Below are 14,440 nucleotides of genomic sequence, written 5' to 3' on the forward strand. Positions count from 1 at the left end.
CGTGCCCTCCCGGGCAATCTGTGGTGCCCCGGTCGCGGCAACCGCGGGGGCTTGCGCGGCACTTGCGGCTTCCGGCCGTGGTTCTGCGGCGCGCCCTTCGCGGTACCTGTGGCGGCCCGCCGTAGTATCTGCGGCGCGCCCTTCGCAGGATCTGCGTCGACGTCTCCGCCGCGGTGGTGCTCAGCCTCCACGGGGCACACCGGCGGTGCCGAACCGGGCACGGCCCCGCTCCTCCGGCTGGGCGCCCCCTTCGCGGCACCCGGCTGTAGTTCTGGGGCGCGCCCTTCGCGGTACCTGTGGCGGCCTGCCGCGGCACCTGTGGCGGGCCGCCGGAGTATCTGCGGCGCGCCCTTCGCAGGATCTGCGTCGACGTCTTCGCCGCGGTGGTGCTCAGCCTCCACGGGGCACACCGGCGGTGCCGAACCGGGCACGGCCCCGCTCCTCCGGCTCCTCCCGCTTCCCAGGCGCCTTCCGCCTCGCGGCACCCCACCCCACCAGCACAGTGACCGGCGCCACACAGAACCGTCCGCCGGGCCCCCGGAGGGACCGTCACTCACGTGGCCCCCGCCAAAACGCCCCCCACCCCCCACAGCCGCAAAACTGCGGGCATGGGTATACGCATGCTTCACCGCCGGACGCCCGAGGCAGCCACCCGGGCCTGGGCGGAAACCGCCTCGGCGCAGGCCATGCCCGCCTCGCCGGTCCCGGCCCTCGCGGCCGACGCAAGCACCGCCCGCATCCCCGCCGATCTGGCCGCGGCGGTCCGCAGAGCCGCCACGCGCCTCCGGCGCAGACTCGCCGGCCTGACCGCCCGCGCGGACCACGCCCCGGACTGGCGCCAGTGGGCCGACCTGGCCCGCGGCTACCTGGCCCTCGCGCTCACCGCGATCCCGCGCTCACGCCCCCGGCCCACGCTCACGGTTTTCGTCGCGTCCCTCACCGAGCGACCGGCCTCTCCCGGCCCGCACCGACCACCCCACCGGGGCCGCCCGGAACCGGGCCCGGACGCCACACCCTGACCCCGACGGCGTACAGCACCAGCCCCAGGACCAGCCCGGAGCCCACCCCGAAGCACAGGGTGGGCACCAGCTCCCAGAGCCGCTGGGGCGCGCTCCCGGCGCCCCGCCAGCGCGCCGCTCGCTGCACCGCCCCGGCCACCGCGCAGCCGCCGACCACCGCGGCGGCCCAGCACCGGTCCCGCCCGGACAGCACGGGTACCCCCACCGGCTGCCAGGCCGGCGCCCGCCGCAGCGCACGCACGGAGAACACCACGATCACGGCCGCGGCCACGGCGGAGGAGCCGTACTGCAGCCACGTGAACAGCGGCACGCCCGCCGGGTGATCCCGGCCGATGGCCGGCACCAGCCGCGCCCCCCACCGCCCGTGATGCGTGAACGCGTCCCACACCACATGGGTCAGCGCACCCAGCACGGCGGAGACGTACCACCACCCCACCGACGCGACCCGTACCCGTTTGCGTGGCACGGCGCAGCCCAGCAGCAGGGCCGGCCGCCCCTGCCGGGCTCGGGGCAGCAGCGCGAGCAACGGTTCGCGGACGAGCAGCCACAGCCCCACCAGCGCCCAGGAGATGAGCACGTCGGCCGTGCCCACGCCGGTGAACGAGTGGGTGACCGCGCCGAATTCCATGCCGCCCGGAAGGACACTCGCCGCATAGAAGGTCATGTCGGGCGCGAACGACCCCGCGACGAGCACCGCCGGCACCAGCGGACCGCGGCCGGTGCCGTCCCGGTGGACCGCGGGCAGGACAGCGGCCGCATGGCTGAGCGTGAACGGCAACGAGGCCCCCGGAGCGGTCGTCGGCCCTGGTGCCGAGCCGGTGATCAAGTCCGTTCAGTATGCGGGACCCCCCTCCGGAGCCGTAGGCGGTAACGAGAGTTGGCCAACCGGTGAAAACGGGCGTGAACGGGTCCCGACGCCAAGAAAGTTGCCGTAGGGTCGCCTGCGTCGCCCGCCGGGCGCACGGGTCGAACACACGTCACTCGGACGGAAGGGCGACACAGGGGCAACCGGATCGCCGGGTCAACCGTCACAACAGAGCAGGACAGACCGACGGAGACGGACGCGGGGCGTCCACGGGAGGGGTTCACTCGATGGCGGCGCATTTCGGAAGGCGGCTGCGCAAGGGGGCGGCGACCACCGCCGTGGCCGCGGCAGCGGTCGCGGCACTGTCCGCGTCCCAGGCTCCGGGAGTGACCGGCGAGGACCACGGCAGACAGGCCGCGGCCGGCGCCTCCGCCCCCGTGCCCGACCCGCCTTCCGACGGCAACGCCACCGGCGACTCCCCGTACTACACGGACCTGCCACCGCTCAACAGCCCCCGCCCCAGCCCCTCGCCGAGCGCCGGCACCCCCGTCGCCCAGGGCGACGCCGAGGCGGGCATCCCGGCGACGGTCCTCGACGCCTACAAGAGGGCCGAGGCCGAACTGCGTTCCTCCAAGGCCGGCTGCAATCTGCCCTGGCAACTGCTCGCCGCCATCGGCAAGGTGGAGTCGGGCCAGGCCCGCGGCGGCCGGGTGGACGCGGACGGCACCACGCTGGGGCGGATCCTGGGCCCGGCCCTCGACGGCAACGGCTTCGCGCTCATCAAGGACACCGACCACGGCGCCTACGACGGCAACACGGCGTACGACCAGGCCGTCGGCCCCATGCAGTTCATCCCGTCGACCTGGGCCTGGGCCGGCCGCGACGGCAACGGCGACGGCCAGAAGGACCCCAACAACGTCTACGACGCCGCCCTCGCCGCCGGCCACTACCTGTGCCGCAACGGCTGGGACCTGTCGCGCGAGGCCGACCTGCACAGCGCGATCCTCAGCTACAACAACTCGCAGGACTATCTGAACCTGGTCCTGAACTGGCTGGAGTACTACCGCAAGGGCACCCACTCCGTGCCCGACGGCACCGGCCGGGTGCCCACCCACCGCAGCGACGACACCCCGCGCGCCACGTCGCCGAAGCACCCCGGCCCGTCGAAGCCCGAGTCCACCCCGAAGCACCACAAGCCGCACAGGCCTGGAACGCCCGGAACGCCCGGAAAACCTGGAAAGCCGGACAAGCCGGGTGGCGGGAACGAAAGTCCCAGCCCCAAGCCGCCGAAGCCGCCCGTCCCGCCGACACCCCCGCCGACGACCCCGTCGACGCCCACCGACACGGTGGACCACCTGGAGGACGCGGGGACCGCCAAGCTCACCGCGATGGCCGGACACGCCTTCACCGAGCGGATCGGCACCCGTGCCGAGACCAGGGCCGACAAGTCCGTCGCCAAGGTCAGGATCAGGTTCACGATCAGCGGAGACACCGACGCCACCTTCACCGGCGGCGAGACCGTGGCCACGGTCGCCACCGACGCCAAGGGCGTCGCACTCGCCCCGGCGCTCGAAGCGGGCGAGAAGACCGGCGACTTCAAGGTCACGGCCACCGTCGTGGGCCGCAAGGTCAAGGGCGCCGACTACACGGCCACCGTCACCGAGCGCGCCGCCGACACCCTGGCCCGCACCAGCGACACCCCGCTGACCTGCACCCCGGGCGGAGAGTTCGCCGACCAGGTCCAGGTGAAGGCCACGTACAAGGACGCCGTCGCGGACAAGGTCGCGGCCACCGCCACCCTGATCACGTCCGACACCGACGCCACCGAGAACGACAAGGGCCCCTACTTCAAGGACGCCGACGGCAAGCCCGTACGCACCCTCACCGGCCTCCGGACGGACGCCAAGGGGCTGCTGACCCTGCCGAAGCTGTACGCGGACGACACCACGGGCACCTTCCTGCTCCGCATCACCACCCCCGGCGGCGGCACCCTCACCGTCGAACTGAACGTCGCCGCGGCCGACACCTCGGCGAGCCCGTCGCCGTCACCGTCCGCCTCCTGACACCACGCGCACCGGCAGGGCGCCCTCCCCGCACCCGCGGGGAGGGCGCCCCCGTTCGTCCGTGCACCGCTGTTCTCATCTCACCCGCCCGTTGCTACGGTGCCGAGACCTGACGGGTCATCAGAACCTCGTCGGCAGTCAGACCGTCCGCCGGGAGGCCCGTATGCGCGCCCTGATCGCCGCCGCTACCGGTCTCGTCCTCGCGCTCGCCGCCGTCCTCACGATCACCGCGACGGGCACACCGGCGGGCGGTACGTCCCCCAAGCCGCTGCTGACGACGGTGCCCTCGCACCCGTAGCCGCACCCGTCCGGGAGGGAGGCCGGCCATGCGCCGCAAGGCAAGCCTGGTCCTGCTCGCCTGCGCCGTCTTCTGCGCGGCGCTGTCCCCGCTCATGCGCTGGTACGCCTTCCCGCGCCTGGCCAGGATCCCCGCGAACCAGTACCAGGACATGGTCCTGGAGGCCAGGGGCGCCACCCTCCTCGACTACGGCACCATGCGCGCGAAGAAGGTCTCCCAGGTCACCGTCGTGCAGACCCTCAGGGGCGATGTGGACGCGGCGAAGAGGATCGGGAAGACGGCGGGACGGCCGGTCGTGGTCTGGGACGGCCTCTCCTACGTCCAGGGTCCCGACGGCAAGATGGTCTCCAAGGTCCCCGAGCGGTACATCTTCGACGCCCACAGCCAGGACCCCGTCCACGCCACCGGCGAGATGGTCGACGGCGACCCGGTCACCCGCCACGGCATCGAGTTCAAGTGGCCCTTCCTGACCCAGAAACGCGACTACGAGTACTTCGACGCGCAGACCCGCACCACCAGCCCCATCCACTACAAGGGCACCCGGACCTTCCGCGGTCTGAAGGTCTACTTCTTCGAACAGACCATCCCCTGGACCAAGGTCCCGATGCCCAAGAGCATGCCGGTGCAGGGCATCACACCGGAATCGGTCGCCAGGACGGGCACCACCCGCTGGTACAGCACGGTCCGCAGGTTCTGGGTCGAACCGGTCACCGGCGCACCCGTCTACGGCGAGGAACTCCACCAGGAGGAGCTGCGCGGCGGCACCCTGCTGGGCGGCCGGGCCAGGGTCACGGCGTTCGCCGGCGACGTGAAGATGCGCGAGGACTACATCGAGCACACCGTCGCCCTGGTCGAGCACAACCGCACCCTGGTCCTGATGCTCACCTCGTACGTCCCCTGGGGCTCCCTGACGGCGGGCCTGCTGCTCCTCGCCCTCTCCCTCTGCCTGGAAGCCCGCGCCCGCCGCCCGCGGGGCCCGGCCCCCGCAAAGGCGACGGACCCCGAACCGGTCAGCGCCTGAGGCGCGCGTTGGTGTACCGGGTGGGCTCGGCGGCCGCCGGGTCCTCGGGCCAGGGATGCTTCGGATACCGGCCGCGCAGCTCCGCCCGCACACCCTTGTAGCCGTCCTGCCAGAAGGAGGCCAGATCGGCGGTGACGGCGGCGGGCCGCCCTGCGGGGGAGAGCAGATGCACGAGCAGCGGCACCCCCGCCACGGCCGGCGTCTCCCGCAGCCCGAACATCTCCTGGAGCTTCACCGCGAGCACCGGCCGCTCCGGATCCCCGTAGTCGATCCGGATCCTCGATCCACTCGGCACGGTGATCCGCTCGGGCGCCAGCTCGTCCAGCCGGGCGGCCTCCCCGCCGGCCCAGGGCAGCAGCCGCGCGAGCGCCTGCCCGGCGTCGACCCGGCCGAGATCGGCCCGTCGCCCGGCCCTGCTCAGCTCCGGCTCCAGCCACTCGTCCACGCGCGCGTGCAGAGCGTCGTCCGACACGTCCGGCCACGGCTCTCCGAGGTGTGCCCGCACGAACGCGAGCCGCTGCCGCAGCGTCTCTGCCTCCGCCGTCCACCGCAACAGCCCGAGTCCCTCCTGCCGGAGCCCGTCGAGCAGGGCCTCGCGTACGAGCGCCGGGTCGGCGTCCCGCAGCGGGCGCGCGGCCAGCTCGATCGCCCCCAACCGCTCGACGTGCCGGGCCACGACGTCCCCGTCGGCCCAGTGCACCTCGTCCCGCTCGGCGAGCAGCGCCCCGGCGGCGGCGAGCGCCACGCCCTCCTCGAGGGCAGCTCCGAGCAGCACGCGCGCGTGGCCCCTCCCGGCGGGCCGGTCGGCCACGGCTACGACGATCCAGGGGGCGCCCCGCAGCGCCGACCCGTCGATCAACTCCGCGCGCGTCCCGGAGGCCATGAGGTACGACCCGCCGTTCAGCCTGGCCACCCGCTCGGGAAAGGCGAGGGCGGCGACCAGACCGGCGAGCCCGTCCTCCCCGGCACCGGCCCGCCCGGCCGTCCCGTCCGGGGCCGAGGCGGCCGCGGAAGCGTCCGGCCGGCCCTCGGCGCCCCCCGCCCGCAGCCGGTCACCCCCTTCGGCCAGGGCATCTGCTCCCGCCTCGGCGCCCGTCCGTGCCCGACGGTCGTGCGCCCCGGCCGGGATGCCCGCACCGGCCTGCCCGGTGCCCTCCGGCCGACGGCCGGGAGCGGGCGGGTGGGAGAACTCCGTCGCGACGGCCCGCAGCCGCCGCACCTCCGCAGCCCATCGCGCGGCATAGGCGTCACCCCCGCGCCGGGCACGCCGCAACGCACCGGCGAGATCGTCCCCGTAGTCCCGCGGCACCTCCTCCGAGAGCAGGGCGACGACCTCCGCACCCTCACCGGCCGTGTCCAGCAAGGCCCGCCCCAGCCGGGGATGCACTCCAAGCCGGGCCAACCGCACACCGACCGGCGTGGCCCGGCCGAGGGAGTCCACCGCCCGCACCGCCGTCAGCGCGGAGCGCGCCGCCGCCATCGCCCCACCGGGGGGAGGGTCGAGCAGCGCCAGCCCGGAGGCGTCCGGATCGCCCCAGCAGGCCGCCTGCAGGGCGAACGCGGTCAGGTCGGCCACCCTGATCTCCGGCGCCGGAAACGCCGGCAGACGCCCGTCCTCGGCCTCCGTCCAGCACCGGTACACCGTCCCCGGCGCCTCGCGCCCGGCCCGCCCCGCCCGCTGCCGCCCGGCGGCCCGCGAGGCCCGTACCGTCGTCAGCCCGCTCAGCCCGCGCGCGTGGTCCACCCGCGGCTCCCGCGCGAGCCCCGAGTCCACCACCACCCGCACGCCGGGCACCGTCAGCGACGACTCCGCCACCGACGTCGCCAGCACCACCCGGCGCCGCGTCCCCGGCGCCAGCACCGCGTCCTGCACGGCGGCCGGCGCCCGCCCGTGCACCTGGAGCACGTCCACCGCCCCGAGATCCCCGAGCTGCCCCGCCACACGCGCGATCTCGCCCACACCGGGCAGGAAGCACAGCACGTCCCCGTCCCGCTCCGCCAGCGCCCGGCGCACCACCGCCGCCACGTGCGCCAGCAGCGCCGGATCGACGCGCATCCCGTGCGGCGGCCGTACCGGACGCGCCGGAGGCGCCCACACCACCCGCACCGGATGCGCGACGCCCGCCGCCTCGACCACGGGCGCCCCGCCCAGCAGCCGCGCCCAGCCCTCGGCGTCCGTCGTCGCGGACGCGGCCACCAGTCGCAGCTCCGGCCGCAGCGCCTGCCGCACGTCCCACAGGAAAGCGGCCACCGTGTCGGCGTCCAGGTGCCGCTCGTGGCATTCGTCGAGGACGACGACGTCGACGCCCGGCAGCTCCTGGTCCCGCTGCAGCCGCTGCAGCAGCACACCGGTCGTGACGACCTCCACGCGCGTGTGCCGCCCCACGGCCCGTTCGCCGCGCACGGTGAACCCCACCCGCTCGCCGGGCCTCTCACCCAGCAGCCACGCCATCCGCCGGGCCGCCGCCCGGGCCGCGATCCGGCGCGGCTCCGCCACCACGACCCGCCGCGCGGGACCGCCGCCGACCAGCCCCGCCAGGACGAGCGGCACCAGCGTCGTCTTGCCGGTGCCGGGCGGCGCCACGAGCACGGCGGTGCCGGCTCCTTCCAGGGCCTCGGCCAGGGCGGGCAGGGCGGAACGCACGGGCAGCGCGTCCAGGGCGTCGTAACGGATCACGCCCCTAGTGTCGTACGACGGCGAAAACGCCCCCTACGCGCGCGTGCCCATGGGGGGCCGGCCGGTGCTCAGTCCCGCTCGCACACGAAGATCGCCGTCCCCGGGATCAGGTTGCCGCGCAGGGGCGACCAGCCGCCCCACTCCGAGGTGTTCCAGGCCGGCCACTCCGGCTCCACCAGGTCCACCAGCCGGAAGCCGGACACCGCGATGTCCCGCACGCGGTCCCCCAGCGTCCTGTGGTGCTCGACATAGACCGCGCGGCCCTCCTCGTCCTGCTCCACATAGGGCGTGCGGTCGAAGTACGAGGAGGCCACGGACAGGCCCTCGGCGCCCGGCTCGTCGGGGAACGCCCAGCGGATCGGATGCGTCACCGAGAAGACGAACCGGCCGCCCGGCCGCAGCACCCGGCGCACCTCGCGCAGCACCAGCCGCGGGTCGGCCACGAACGGCAGCGCCCCGTACGCCGAGCAGGCCAGGTCGAAGGAGCCGTCCGCGAAGGGCAGCGCGCCGGCGTCGGCACAGATCAGGGGAAACGATCCGCCGATGCGCAGGGCGTGCTGCAGCTGGCGGTGCGAGAGGTCCAGGGCCACCGGGCGCGCCCCCTGGGCGGCCAGCCAGCGCGCGCACTGTGCCGCACCCGCGCCGATCTCCAGGACCTCCTTGCCCTTCAGCTCCTCGGGCGGGCCGAGCAGCTCGGCCTCGATCTCGTCCAGACCCTCAGGGCCCCACACGAAGCGGTCGTCGCCGAGGAACGTGCCGTGCTCGACCTGGTACTCGTCCGCGTTGCGGTCCCACCAGCCCCGGTTGGCCCGTGCGCTCTCCGCGCCGCCCGCGTCACGCCGCGTGGCCTCCGGCTCGACCGCCCCGGGTTCCTGGGTCTCGTACGTTTCCGACTCTTGGATGATCGGCTCCCTCGTCGTACTCTTCCGTCCAACCCGAACGGGGCCCCGACGGAGGCGGGTCCATGGGCCGTGTGGCCTCAAAGGACGTTTCTTCTGCCGGTTATGCGGCGTTCTGCCCCGGGTGTGCGCCTTCGCGCATTGACCCTTTCCGGCTGCCCCCGTATGCTACAAGTTGCGCTGCGAGCCTGCGCACCTCAGACGTAGCAGGCTGCGCTCGCATCTGTTGTATGTCCCCTCGGTTGTCGAGGCGCCATCACCAGTCTCTGGTGGGGCGCTTCCTTGGCTGTCCGGCTTCTTCAGAGCGATACGGGCTCCCGGCGTAGCAGTACCTACGACTTCAATGTCCGTACCGGAGCCCTTTCCCACATGACGAGCAGCACCGAGACCACCGCCACCACCCCGCAGGTAGCGGTCAACGACATCGGTAACGAGGAAGCCTTCCTCGCCGCGATCGACGAGACGATCAAGTACTTCAACGACGGCGACATCGTCGACGGCGTCATCGTGAAGGTCGACCGGGACGAGGTCCTGCTCGACATCGGTTACAAGACCGAAGGTGTCATCCCGAGCCGCGAGCTCTCGATCAAGCACGACGTCGACCCGAACGAGGTCGTCGCCGTCGGTGACGAGATCGAGGCCCTGGTCCTCCAGAAGGAGGACAAGGAAGGCCGCCTGATCCTCTCGAAGAAGCGCGCCCAGTACGAGCGTGCCTGGGGCACCATCGAGAAGATCAAGGAAGAGGACGGCATCGTCACCGGTACCGTCATCGAGGTCGTCAAGGGTGGTCTCATCCTCGACATCGGCCTCCGCGGCTTCCTCCCGGCCTCCCTGGTCGAGATGCGCCGTGTCCGCGACCTCCAGCCCTACGTGGGCAAGGAGCTCGAGGCGAAGATCATCGAGCTGGACAAGAACCGCAACAACGTGGTCCTGTCCCGCCGTGCCTGGCTGGAGCAGACCCAGTCCGAGGTCCGCCAGACGTTCCTCACGACCCTCCAGAAGGGTCAGGTCCGTTCCGGTGTGGTCTCCTCGATCGTCAACTTCGGTGCCTTCGTGGACCTGGGTGGCGTCGACGGTCTGGTCCACGTCTCCGAGCTGTCCTGGAAGCACATCGACCACCCCTCCGAGGTCGTCGAGGTCGGCCAGGAGGTCACCGTCGAGGTCCTCGACGTCGACATGGACCGCGAGCGTGTCTCCCTGTCGCTGAAGGCGACCCAGGAAGACCCGTGGCAGCAGTTCGCCCGCACCCACCAGATCGGCCAGGTCGTGCCCGGTAAGGTCACGAAGCTGGTTCCGTTCGGTGCGTTCGTCCGCGTGGACGAGGGCATCGAGGGTCTGGTCCACATCTCCGAGCTGGCCGAGCGCCACGTGGAGATCCCGGAGCAGGTCGTCCAGGTCAACGACGAGATCTTCGTCAAGGTCATCGACATCGACCTCGAGCGTCGTCGCATCAGCCTCTCGCTGAAGCAGGCCAACGAGTCCTTCGGTGCCGACCCGGCCTCGGTCGAGTTCGACCCGACCCTGTACGGCATGGCCGCGTCCTACGACGACCAGGGCAACTACATCTACCCCGAGGGCTTCGACCCCGAGACCAACGACTGGCTCGAGGGCTACGAGAAGCAGCGCGAGGAGTGGGAGCGCCAGTACGCCGAGGCGCAGACCCGCTTCGAGCAGCACCAGCAGCAGGTCATCAAGTCCCGCGAGGCCGACGCTGCCGCTGCCGCCGAGGGTGGCGAGGCCGCCGCTCCGGCCGCTTCGGGTGGCGGTTCGTACTCCTCCGAGGGTGCGGACACCTCCGGTGCGCTGGCCTCGGACGAGGCGCTGGCCGCGCTGCGCGAGAAGCTGGCCGGCGGCCAGAGCTGATCGCTGCCGCTGAGGCTTAGCCGATAGTCGGCTCTGAGGGGCCGCACCTTTCGAGGTGCGGCCCCTCAGGCTTTTCGGGGCCGATGCTGATCAGCGGCGTCTCGCGGGAATGCCCGCTCTCCAGGGCGTGTTGACGACGACGAACACGAGGAGGAGCGGTCACAGTGCTTGATCCGCAGGGTTTGTACGCATGGGAGCCGAAGGGCCTCGCCGTCGTCGACATGGCGCTCGCCCAGGAGTCGGCCGGCCTTGTCATGCTCTACCACTTCGACGGATACATCGACGCGGGCGAGACCGGGGACCAGATCGTCGACCGGCTGCTCGACTCACTGCCCCACCAGCTCGTCGCCCGCTTCGACCACGACCGGCTCGTGGACTACCGGGCCCGTCGGCCCCTGCTGACCTTCAAGCAGGACCGCTGGAGCGACTACGAGGTCCCGGCCATCGAGATCCGCCTCGTCCAGGACGCCACCGGCGCCCCCTTCCTGCTGCTGTCCGGTCCCGAGCCGGACGTGGAGTGGGAGCGGTTCGCAGCGGCCGTACGGCAGATCGTGGAGCGGCTCGGCGTCCGCCTGTCCGTGAACTTCCACGGCATCCCCATGGGTGTCCCGCACACCCGCCCGGTGGGCCTCACCCCGCACGGCAACCGCACGGACCTCGTCCCCGGCCACCGCAGCCCCTTCGACGAGGCCCAGGTACCCGGCAGTGCCGAGGCGCTGGTGGAGTACCGCCTGATGGAAGCCGGACACGAGGTCCTGGGCGTCGCCGCGCACGTCCCGCACTACATCGCCCGCTCCGCGTACCCGGACGCGGCCCTCACCGTCCTGGAAGCCATCACGGCTGCCACCGGGCTCGTCCTGCCGGGCGTGGCGCACGCGCTGCGCACGGACGCACACCGCACCCAGACGGAGATCGACCGGCAGATCCAGGAGGGCGACGAGGAACTCACCGCGCTCGTCCAGGGCCTGGAGCACCAGTACGACGCCGCCGCGGGTGCGGAGACGCGGGGCAACATGCTCGCCGAGCCCGTGGAGATCCCGTCGGCCGACGAGATCGGGCGCGAGTTCGAGCGGTTCCTGGCGGAGCGGGAGGGCGACAGCTGAGAGCACGTCCTTCGGGGCGTGCGCCTCACAGGGAGGCTTCGCCGCGCGGGGGCGCCCGGTTCCCACCCGCCGGTGTGGCGTTCCGGCCTGCACCCCTCGTGGCGGCAGCACCCGTCGCTCCGGCCGCCAAGCGGAGCGTCTAGGCTTCCCGTCATGCTGAAAGTGGGCCTGACCGGTGGGATCGGCGCCGGCAAGAGCGAGGTGTCACGGCTGCTCGTGGAGCACGGGGCCGTGCTGATCGACGCGGACCGCATCGCGCGGGAGGTCGTGGCGCCGGGCACCCCCGGCCTCGCCGCCGTGATCGAGGCCTTCGGCGAGGGGATCCTCACCGCGGACGGCGGCCTGGACCGGCCCAGGCTCGGCTCGATCGTCTTCGCCGACCCCGAGAAGCTCGCCGTCCTCAACTCGATCGTGCACCCCCTGGTGGGCGCCCGCTCCCGCGAGCTGGAGGACGCCGCGGCCGACGACGCCGTCGTGATCCACGACGTGCCCCTCCTCACGGAGAACGGTCTGGCACCGCTCTACGACCTCGTGGTCGTCGTCGACGCGAGCCCCGCGACCCAGCTCGACCGGCTGGTCCGGCTGCGCGGGATGACCGAGGGCGACGCACGCGCGCGTATGGCCGCGCAGGCGACCCGCGAGCAGCGCCGGCAGATCGCGGACATCCTGATCGACAACGACGTACCCCTGGACGCGCTGCACCAGCGTGTCGCCGAGGTGTGGGGTGACCTCGTACGGCGGGCTCGCGAGGGTTCAGCGGCGCAGGGCGCGGAATAGCGGGCCCCGCCGCGGGCGTTGAAGTGCCGCAGTGAGGGAAGGACTCTGCCGTGCCCGAGACCAGCGGTTCCACCGGACGTACTCCGGAAACGCATGTCATCGACTTCCGTGCAGCCGAGCATCTGCTCAACTCGCGGGATCCGCGAGGTGCGGTGAAGCTGCTCGACAGGGTCATCGCCGCGTACCCGGAGAACACCGCGGCCCGCCTGCTCCGCGCGCGTGCCTTCTTCGCCGCGGCACAACTGAGGCCCGCCGAGCTGGAGTTCACCATCGTGCTGGAGCGCGAGCCGGACAACGCGTTCGCGCACTTCGCGCTGGCCCGCACCTATGAACGCCAGGGACGCCCCGAGCAGGCCAAACGCCACTTCCGCCTCGCGGCCGCGCTCGACCCGAACCCGCAGTACCTGAAGGCGGCGCGCTTCGACGAGTGAGCGGCCCGCGCCCCGTAGGCCGATCACGGATGCCGGTGCCTCGGCGGCCCCGGGTACGGCGGCCCGCCGTCCGGCGGCGGGTACGGCGGCACGTCACGGCCCGGCTGGTAGTGCGGGCCCTGCCGGATGTGTCTGAGGATCATGGTCATGTCCACGGTGACCACCAGCCACAGCACCCCGCAGGCCGCCGCCCACCCCGGACGCCCGGCGAGCGCGAACGCCGCCGTGCCGAACACCGCCCAGACCAGCCCCCACACGCACAACCAGAACCGCGCCCGCAGAGCACTGCGCGCGGTCGCCGGTTCACTGCCGGTACGCATCGATCACCACTCCTTACAGCAACGTACTCTTCGGTGAGGACGTTCATCAACGGCGCGCGTCCGTCTGGCGCCCAGCGCGGGTGTCGCGCGTCGAAGGGGGATGCATTGCTGCCGGACGCCGATGACCTGCCTGAACTGCTCCTCGACCTGGCCGTGCCGCACGAGGACGTCAACGAGCTGGTGGCCGGTCGGAGCCGGGTGACCGCTGACCCGGGCGCACTGGTATTCCTGGAGGAGTGCGTCGAGGAGCTGTTCCGCCACCCGGAGGCGACCGGCCACCCACCCGACCTCGCCGACCTCCTCGCCGCGGCGCCGGCCGGGCTGAGCGGCACCTTCGCCGCGTACGTGTTCATCGCCGCCCTCCCACACACACTCGCCCGGCACCGGGAACGCGGCATCCCACCCGAGGTATCCCGGCGCACCCTGGCCGACCTGGGCCGTCACATGGCGGTGCACCGGCGACGGCACGGTACGACGGGCGTGCACGCGCAGAGCTGGCTCGTCCGGCACTTCCGGGGAGAGCTGTACCAGCTGGGCAGGCTCCAGTTCGAACGGGCACGGCTCGGTCGGCGCTCGGCAGCGGTGATCGCGGCGGCCGGACTGGACGCGGCCCCCGGTACGCCCTGCCTGAACCTGCACATCCCCGACTTCCACGGCCCGCTGACACCGTCCGCCTGCGACCGCTCCCTCGCCCGGGCCCGTGCGTTCTTCGCCGTGCACTTCCCCGAGGAGCGGCCGGTGGCCGCGCTGTGCCACTCCTGGCTCCTCGACCCGCAGTTGAAGCGGTACCTGCCCGCCGACTCCCACATCGTCCGCTTCCAGGACCGGTTCCGCACCGCCCGCGAGGACACCGAGCCGTCCGACACCCAACCGGTCCTGTTCGTCTTCGGCGACCCCGACCTGCCGGTCGCGGAACTGCCGCGCCGCACCTCCGTGGAGCGGGCCGTGGGAGACCACCTGCGGGCGGGCGGCCACTGGTACGTCGGCCACGGGTGGTTCCCGTTCCCGGCCGGCTGACGACGGCCTGCGCGGATCGACGTCCTCCCTCGGGCGACGTCCTGCCTCGGCCGACGTCCTCCCTCGGCTGGTGTTCTCCGCCGACCGGCGTTCTCCGCCGGCTGACGCGGAATGACTCGAACGGGTGAATCGTCGGCGCAGGGGAAC

13 protein-coding genes are annotated in these 14,440 nt (G+C 72.9%); 9 read left to right on the forward strand and 4 right to left on the reverse strand.

Annotation, left to right across the window (positions count from 1 at the left end; genetic code table 11):
* Window positions 1-608 precede the first annotated feature (608 nt).
* The gene (locus IE244_RS33645) at window positions 609-1,019 is read left to right on the forward strand and encodes a hypothetical protein (RefSeq protein WP_191877366.1); all 411 of its coding nucleotides are present in this window, start codon (window positions 609-611) and stop codon (window positions 1,017-1,019) included.
* Here the strand turns inward: IE244_RS33645 and IE244_RS33650 are convergent.
* The gene (locus IE244_RS33650; protein ID WP_191877429.1) at window positions 937-1,797 is read right to left on the reverse strand and encodes a DUF4184 family protein; all 861 of its coding nucleotides are present in this window, start codon (window positions 1,795-1,797) and stop codon (window positions 937-939) included. The two genes, IE244_RS33645 and IE244_RS33650, sit on opposite strands and share 83 nt — an antisense overlap.
* Before the next feature lie 314 nt (window positions 1,798-2,111).
* On the opposite strand from IE244_RS33650, the gene IE244_RS33655 reads away from it, so the two are divergent.
* The 3 genes from IE244_RS33655 to pgfA all read left to right on the forward strand — a co-directional run bounded on the left by IE244_RS33655 (window position 2,112) and on the right by pgfA (window position 5,206).
* Window positions 2,112-3,887, forward strand: a complete 1,776-nt coding sequence (locus tag IE244_RS33655) for a lytic transglycosylase domain-containing protein (protein WP_191877367.1) — start codon at window positions 2,112-2,114, stop codon at window positions 3,885-3,887.
* A 163-nt stretch (window positions 3,888-4,050) separates the two neighbouring features.
* Window positions 4,051-4,185, forward strand: coding sequence for an SPW_0924 family protein (locus tag IE244_RS33660; RefSeq protein WP_191877368.1), 135 nt, complete (start codon window positions 4,051-4,053; stop codon window positions 4,183-4,185).
* A gap of 28 nt (window positions 4,186-4,213) precedes the next feature.
* Window positions 4,214-5,206, forward strand: a complete 993-nt coding sequence (gene pgfA / locus IE244_RS33665) for a cell envelope lipid trafficking protein PgfA (protein WP_191877369.1) — start codon at window positions 4,214-4,216, stop codon at window positions 5,204-5,206.
* Here the strand turns inward: pgfA and IE244_RS33670 are convergent.
* Both IE244_RS33670 and IE244_RS33675 read right to left on the reverse strand, forming a co-directional pair.
* A complete protein-coding gene (locus IE244_RS33670; protein WP_191877370.1) occupies window positions 5,196-7,883 on the reverse strand; it encodes an ATP-dependent RNA helicase in 2,688 nt (895 codons plus the stop codon). The two genes, pgfA and IE244_RS33670, sit on opposite strands and share 11 nt — an antisense overlap.
* Window positions 7,884-7,951: 68 nt before the next feature.
* Complete coding sequence (locus IE244_RS33675; RefSeq protein ID WP_191877430.1) at window positions 7,952-8,788, reverse strand: class I SAM-dependent methyltransferase; 837 nt, start codon at window positions 8,786-8,788, stop codon at window positions 7,952-7,954.
* Window positions 8,789-9,151: 363 nt separating this feature from the next.
* On the opposite strand from IE244_RS33675, the gene rpsA reads away from it, so the two are divergent.
* The 4 genes from rpsA to IE244_RS33695 all read left to right on the forward strand — a co-directional run bounded on the left by rpsA (window position 9,152) and on the right by IE244_RS33695 (window position 12,956).
* Window positions 9,152-10,645: a 30S ribosomal protein S1 gene (gene rpsA, locus IE244_RS33680; protein ID WP_067015219.1), complete on the forward strand. Its 1,494-nt coding sequence runs from the start codon at window positions 9,152-9,154 to the stop codon at window positions 10,643-10,645.
* A 164-nt stretch (window positions 10,646-10,809) separates the two neighbouring features.
* The gene (locus tag IE244_RS33685) at window positions 10,810-11,748 is read left to right on the forward strand and encodes a PAC2 family protein (protein WP_191877371.1); all 939 of its coding nucleotides are present in this window, start codon (window positions 10,810-10,812) and stop codon (window positions 11,746-11,748) included.
* Window positions 11,749-11,901: 153 nt separating this feature from the next.
* On the forward strand, window positions 11,902-12,525 hold the full coding sequence (gene coaE, locus IE244_RS33690) for a dephospho-CoA kinase (protein WP_191877372.1): 624 nt from the start codon (window positions 11,902-11,904) through the stop codon (window positions 12,523-12,525).
* Window positions 12,526-12,575: 50 nt separating this feature from the next.
* Window positions 12,576-12,956 carry a tetratricopeptide repeat protein gene (locus IE244_RS33695; protein ID WP_191877373.1) on the forward strand — a complete coding sequence of 127 codons (381 nt, stop codon included), beginning with the start codon at window positions 12,576-12,578 and terminating at the stop codon, window positions 12,954-12,956.
* A 23-nt stretch (window positions 12,957-12,979) separates the two neighbouring features.
* Here the strand turns inward: IE244_RS33695 and IE244_RS33700 are convergent, their stop codons facing one another.
* Window positions 12,980-13,276, reverse strand: coding sequence for a DUF6343 family protein (locus IE244_RS33700; RefSeq protein WP_191877374.1), 297 nt, complete (start codon window positions 13,274-13,276; stop codon window positions 12,980-12,982).
* A gap of 105 nt (window positions 13,277-13,381) precedes the next feature.
* On the opposite strand from IE244_RS33700, the gene IE244_RS33705 reads away from it, so the two are divergent.
* Window positions 13,382-14,293 carry an acyltransferase domain-containing protein gene (locus tag IE244_RS33705; protein WP_191877375.1) on the forward strand — a complete coding sequence of 304 codons (912 nt, stop codon included), beginning with the start codon at window positions 13,382-13,384 and terminating at the stop codon, window positions 14,291-14,293.
* Window positions 14,294-14,440 lie beyond the last annotated feature (147 nt).

This window comes from Streptomyces filipinensis (assembly GCF_014649495.1).
GTDB lineage: Bacteria > Actinomycetota > Actinomycetes > Streptomycetales > Streptomycetaceae > Streptomyces > Streptomyces filipinensis.

Bases quoted from the DNA above. Each gene is read 5' to 3' on its own strand.
- IE244_RS33660 (WP_191877368.1), top strand. From the start codon at position 4,051: ATGCGCGCCCTGATCGCCGCCGCTACCGGTCTCGTCCTCGCGCTCGCC.
- IE244_RS33645 (WP_191877366.1), top strand. From the start codon at position 609: ATGGGTATACGCATGCTTCACCGCCGGACGCCCGAGGCAGCCACCCGG.
- IE244_RS33655 (WP_191877367.1), top strand. From the start codon at position 2,112: ATGGCGGCGCATTTCGGAAGGCGGCTGCGCAAGGGGGCGGCGACCACC.
- pgfA (WP_191877369.1), top strand. From the start codon at position 4,214: ATGCGCCGCAAGGCAAGCCTGGTCCTGCTCGCCTGCGCCGTCTTCTGC.
- rpsA (WP_067015219.1), top strand. From the start codon at position 9,152: ATGACGAGCAGCACCGAGACCACCGCCACCACCCCGCAGGTAGCGGTC.
- coaE (WP_191877372.1), top strand. From the start codon at position 11,902: ATGCTGAAAGTGGGCCTGACCGGTGGGATCGGCGCCGGCAAGAGCGAG.
- IE244_RS33700 (WP_191877374.1), bottom strand. From the start codon at position 13,276: ATGCGTACCGGCAGTGAACCGGCGACCGCGCGCAGTGCTCTGCGGGCG.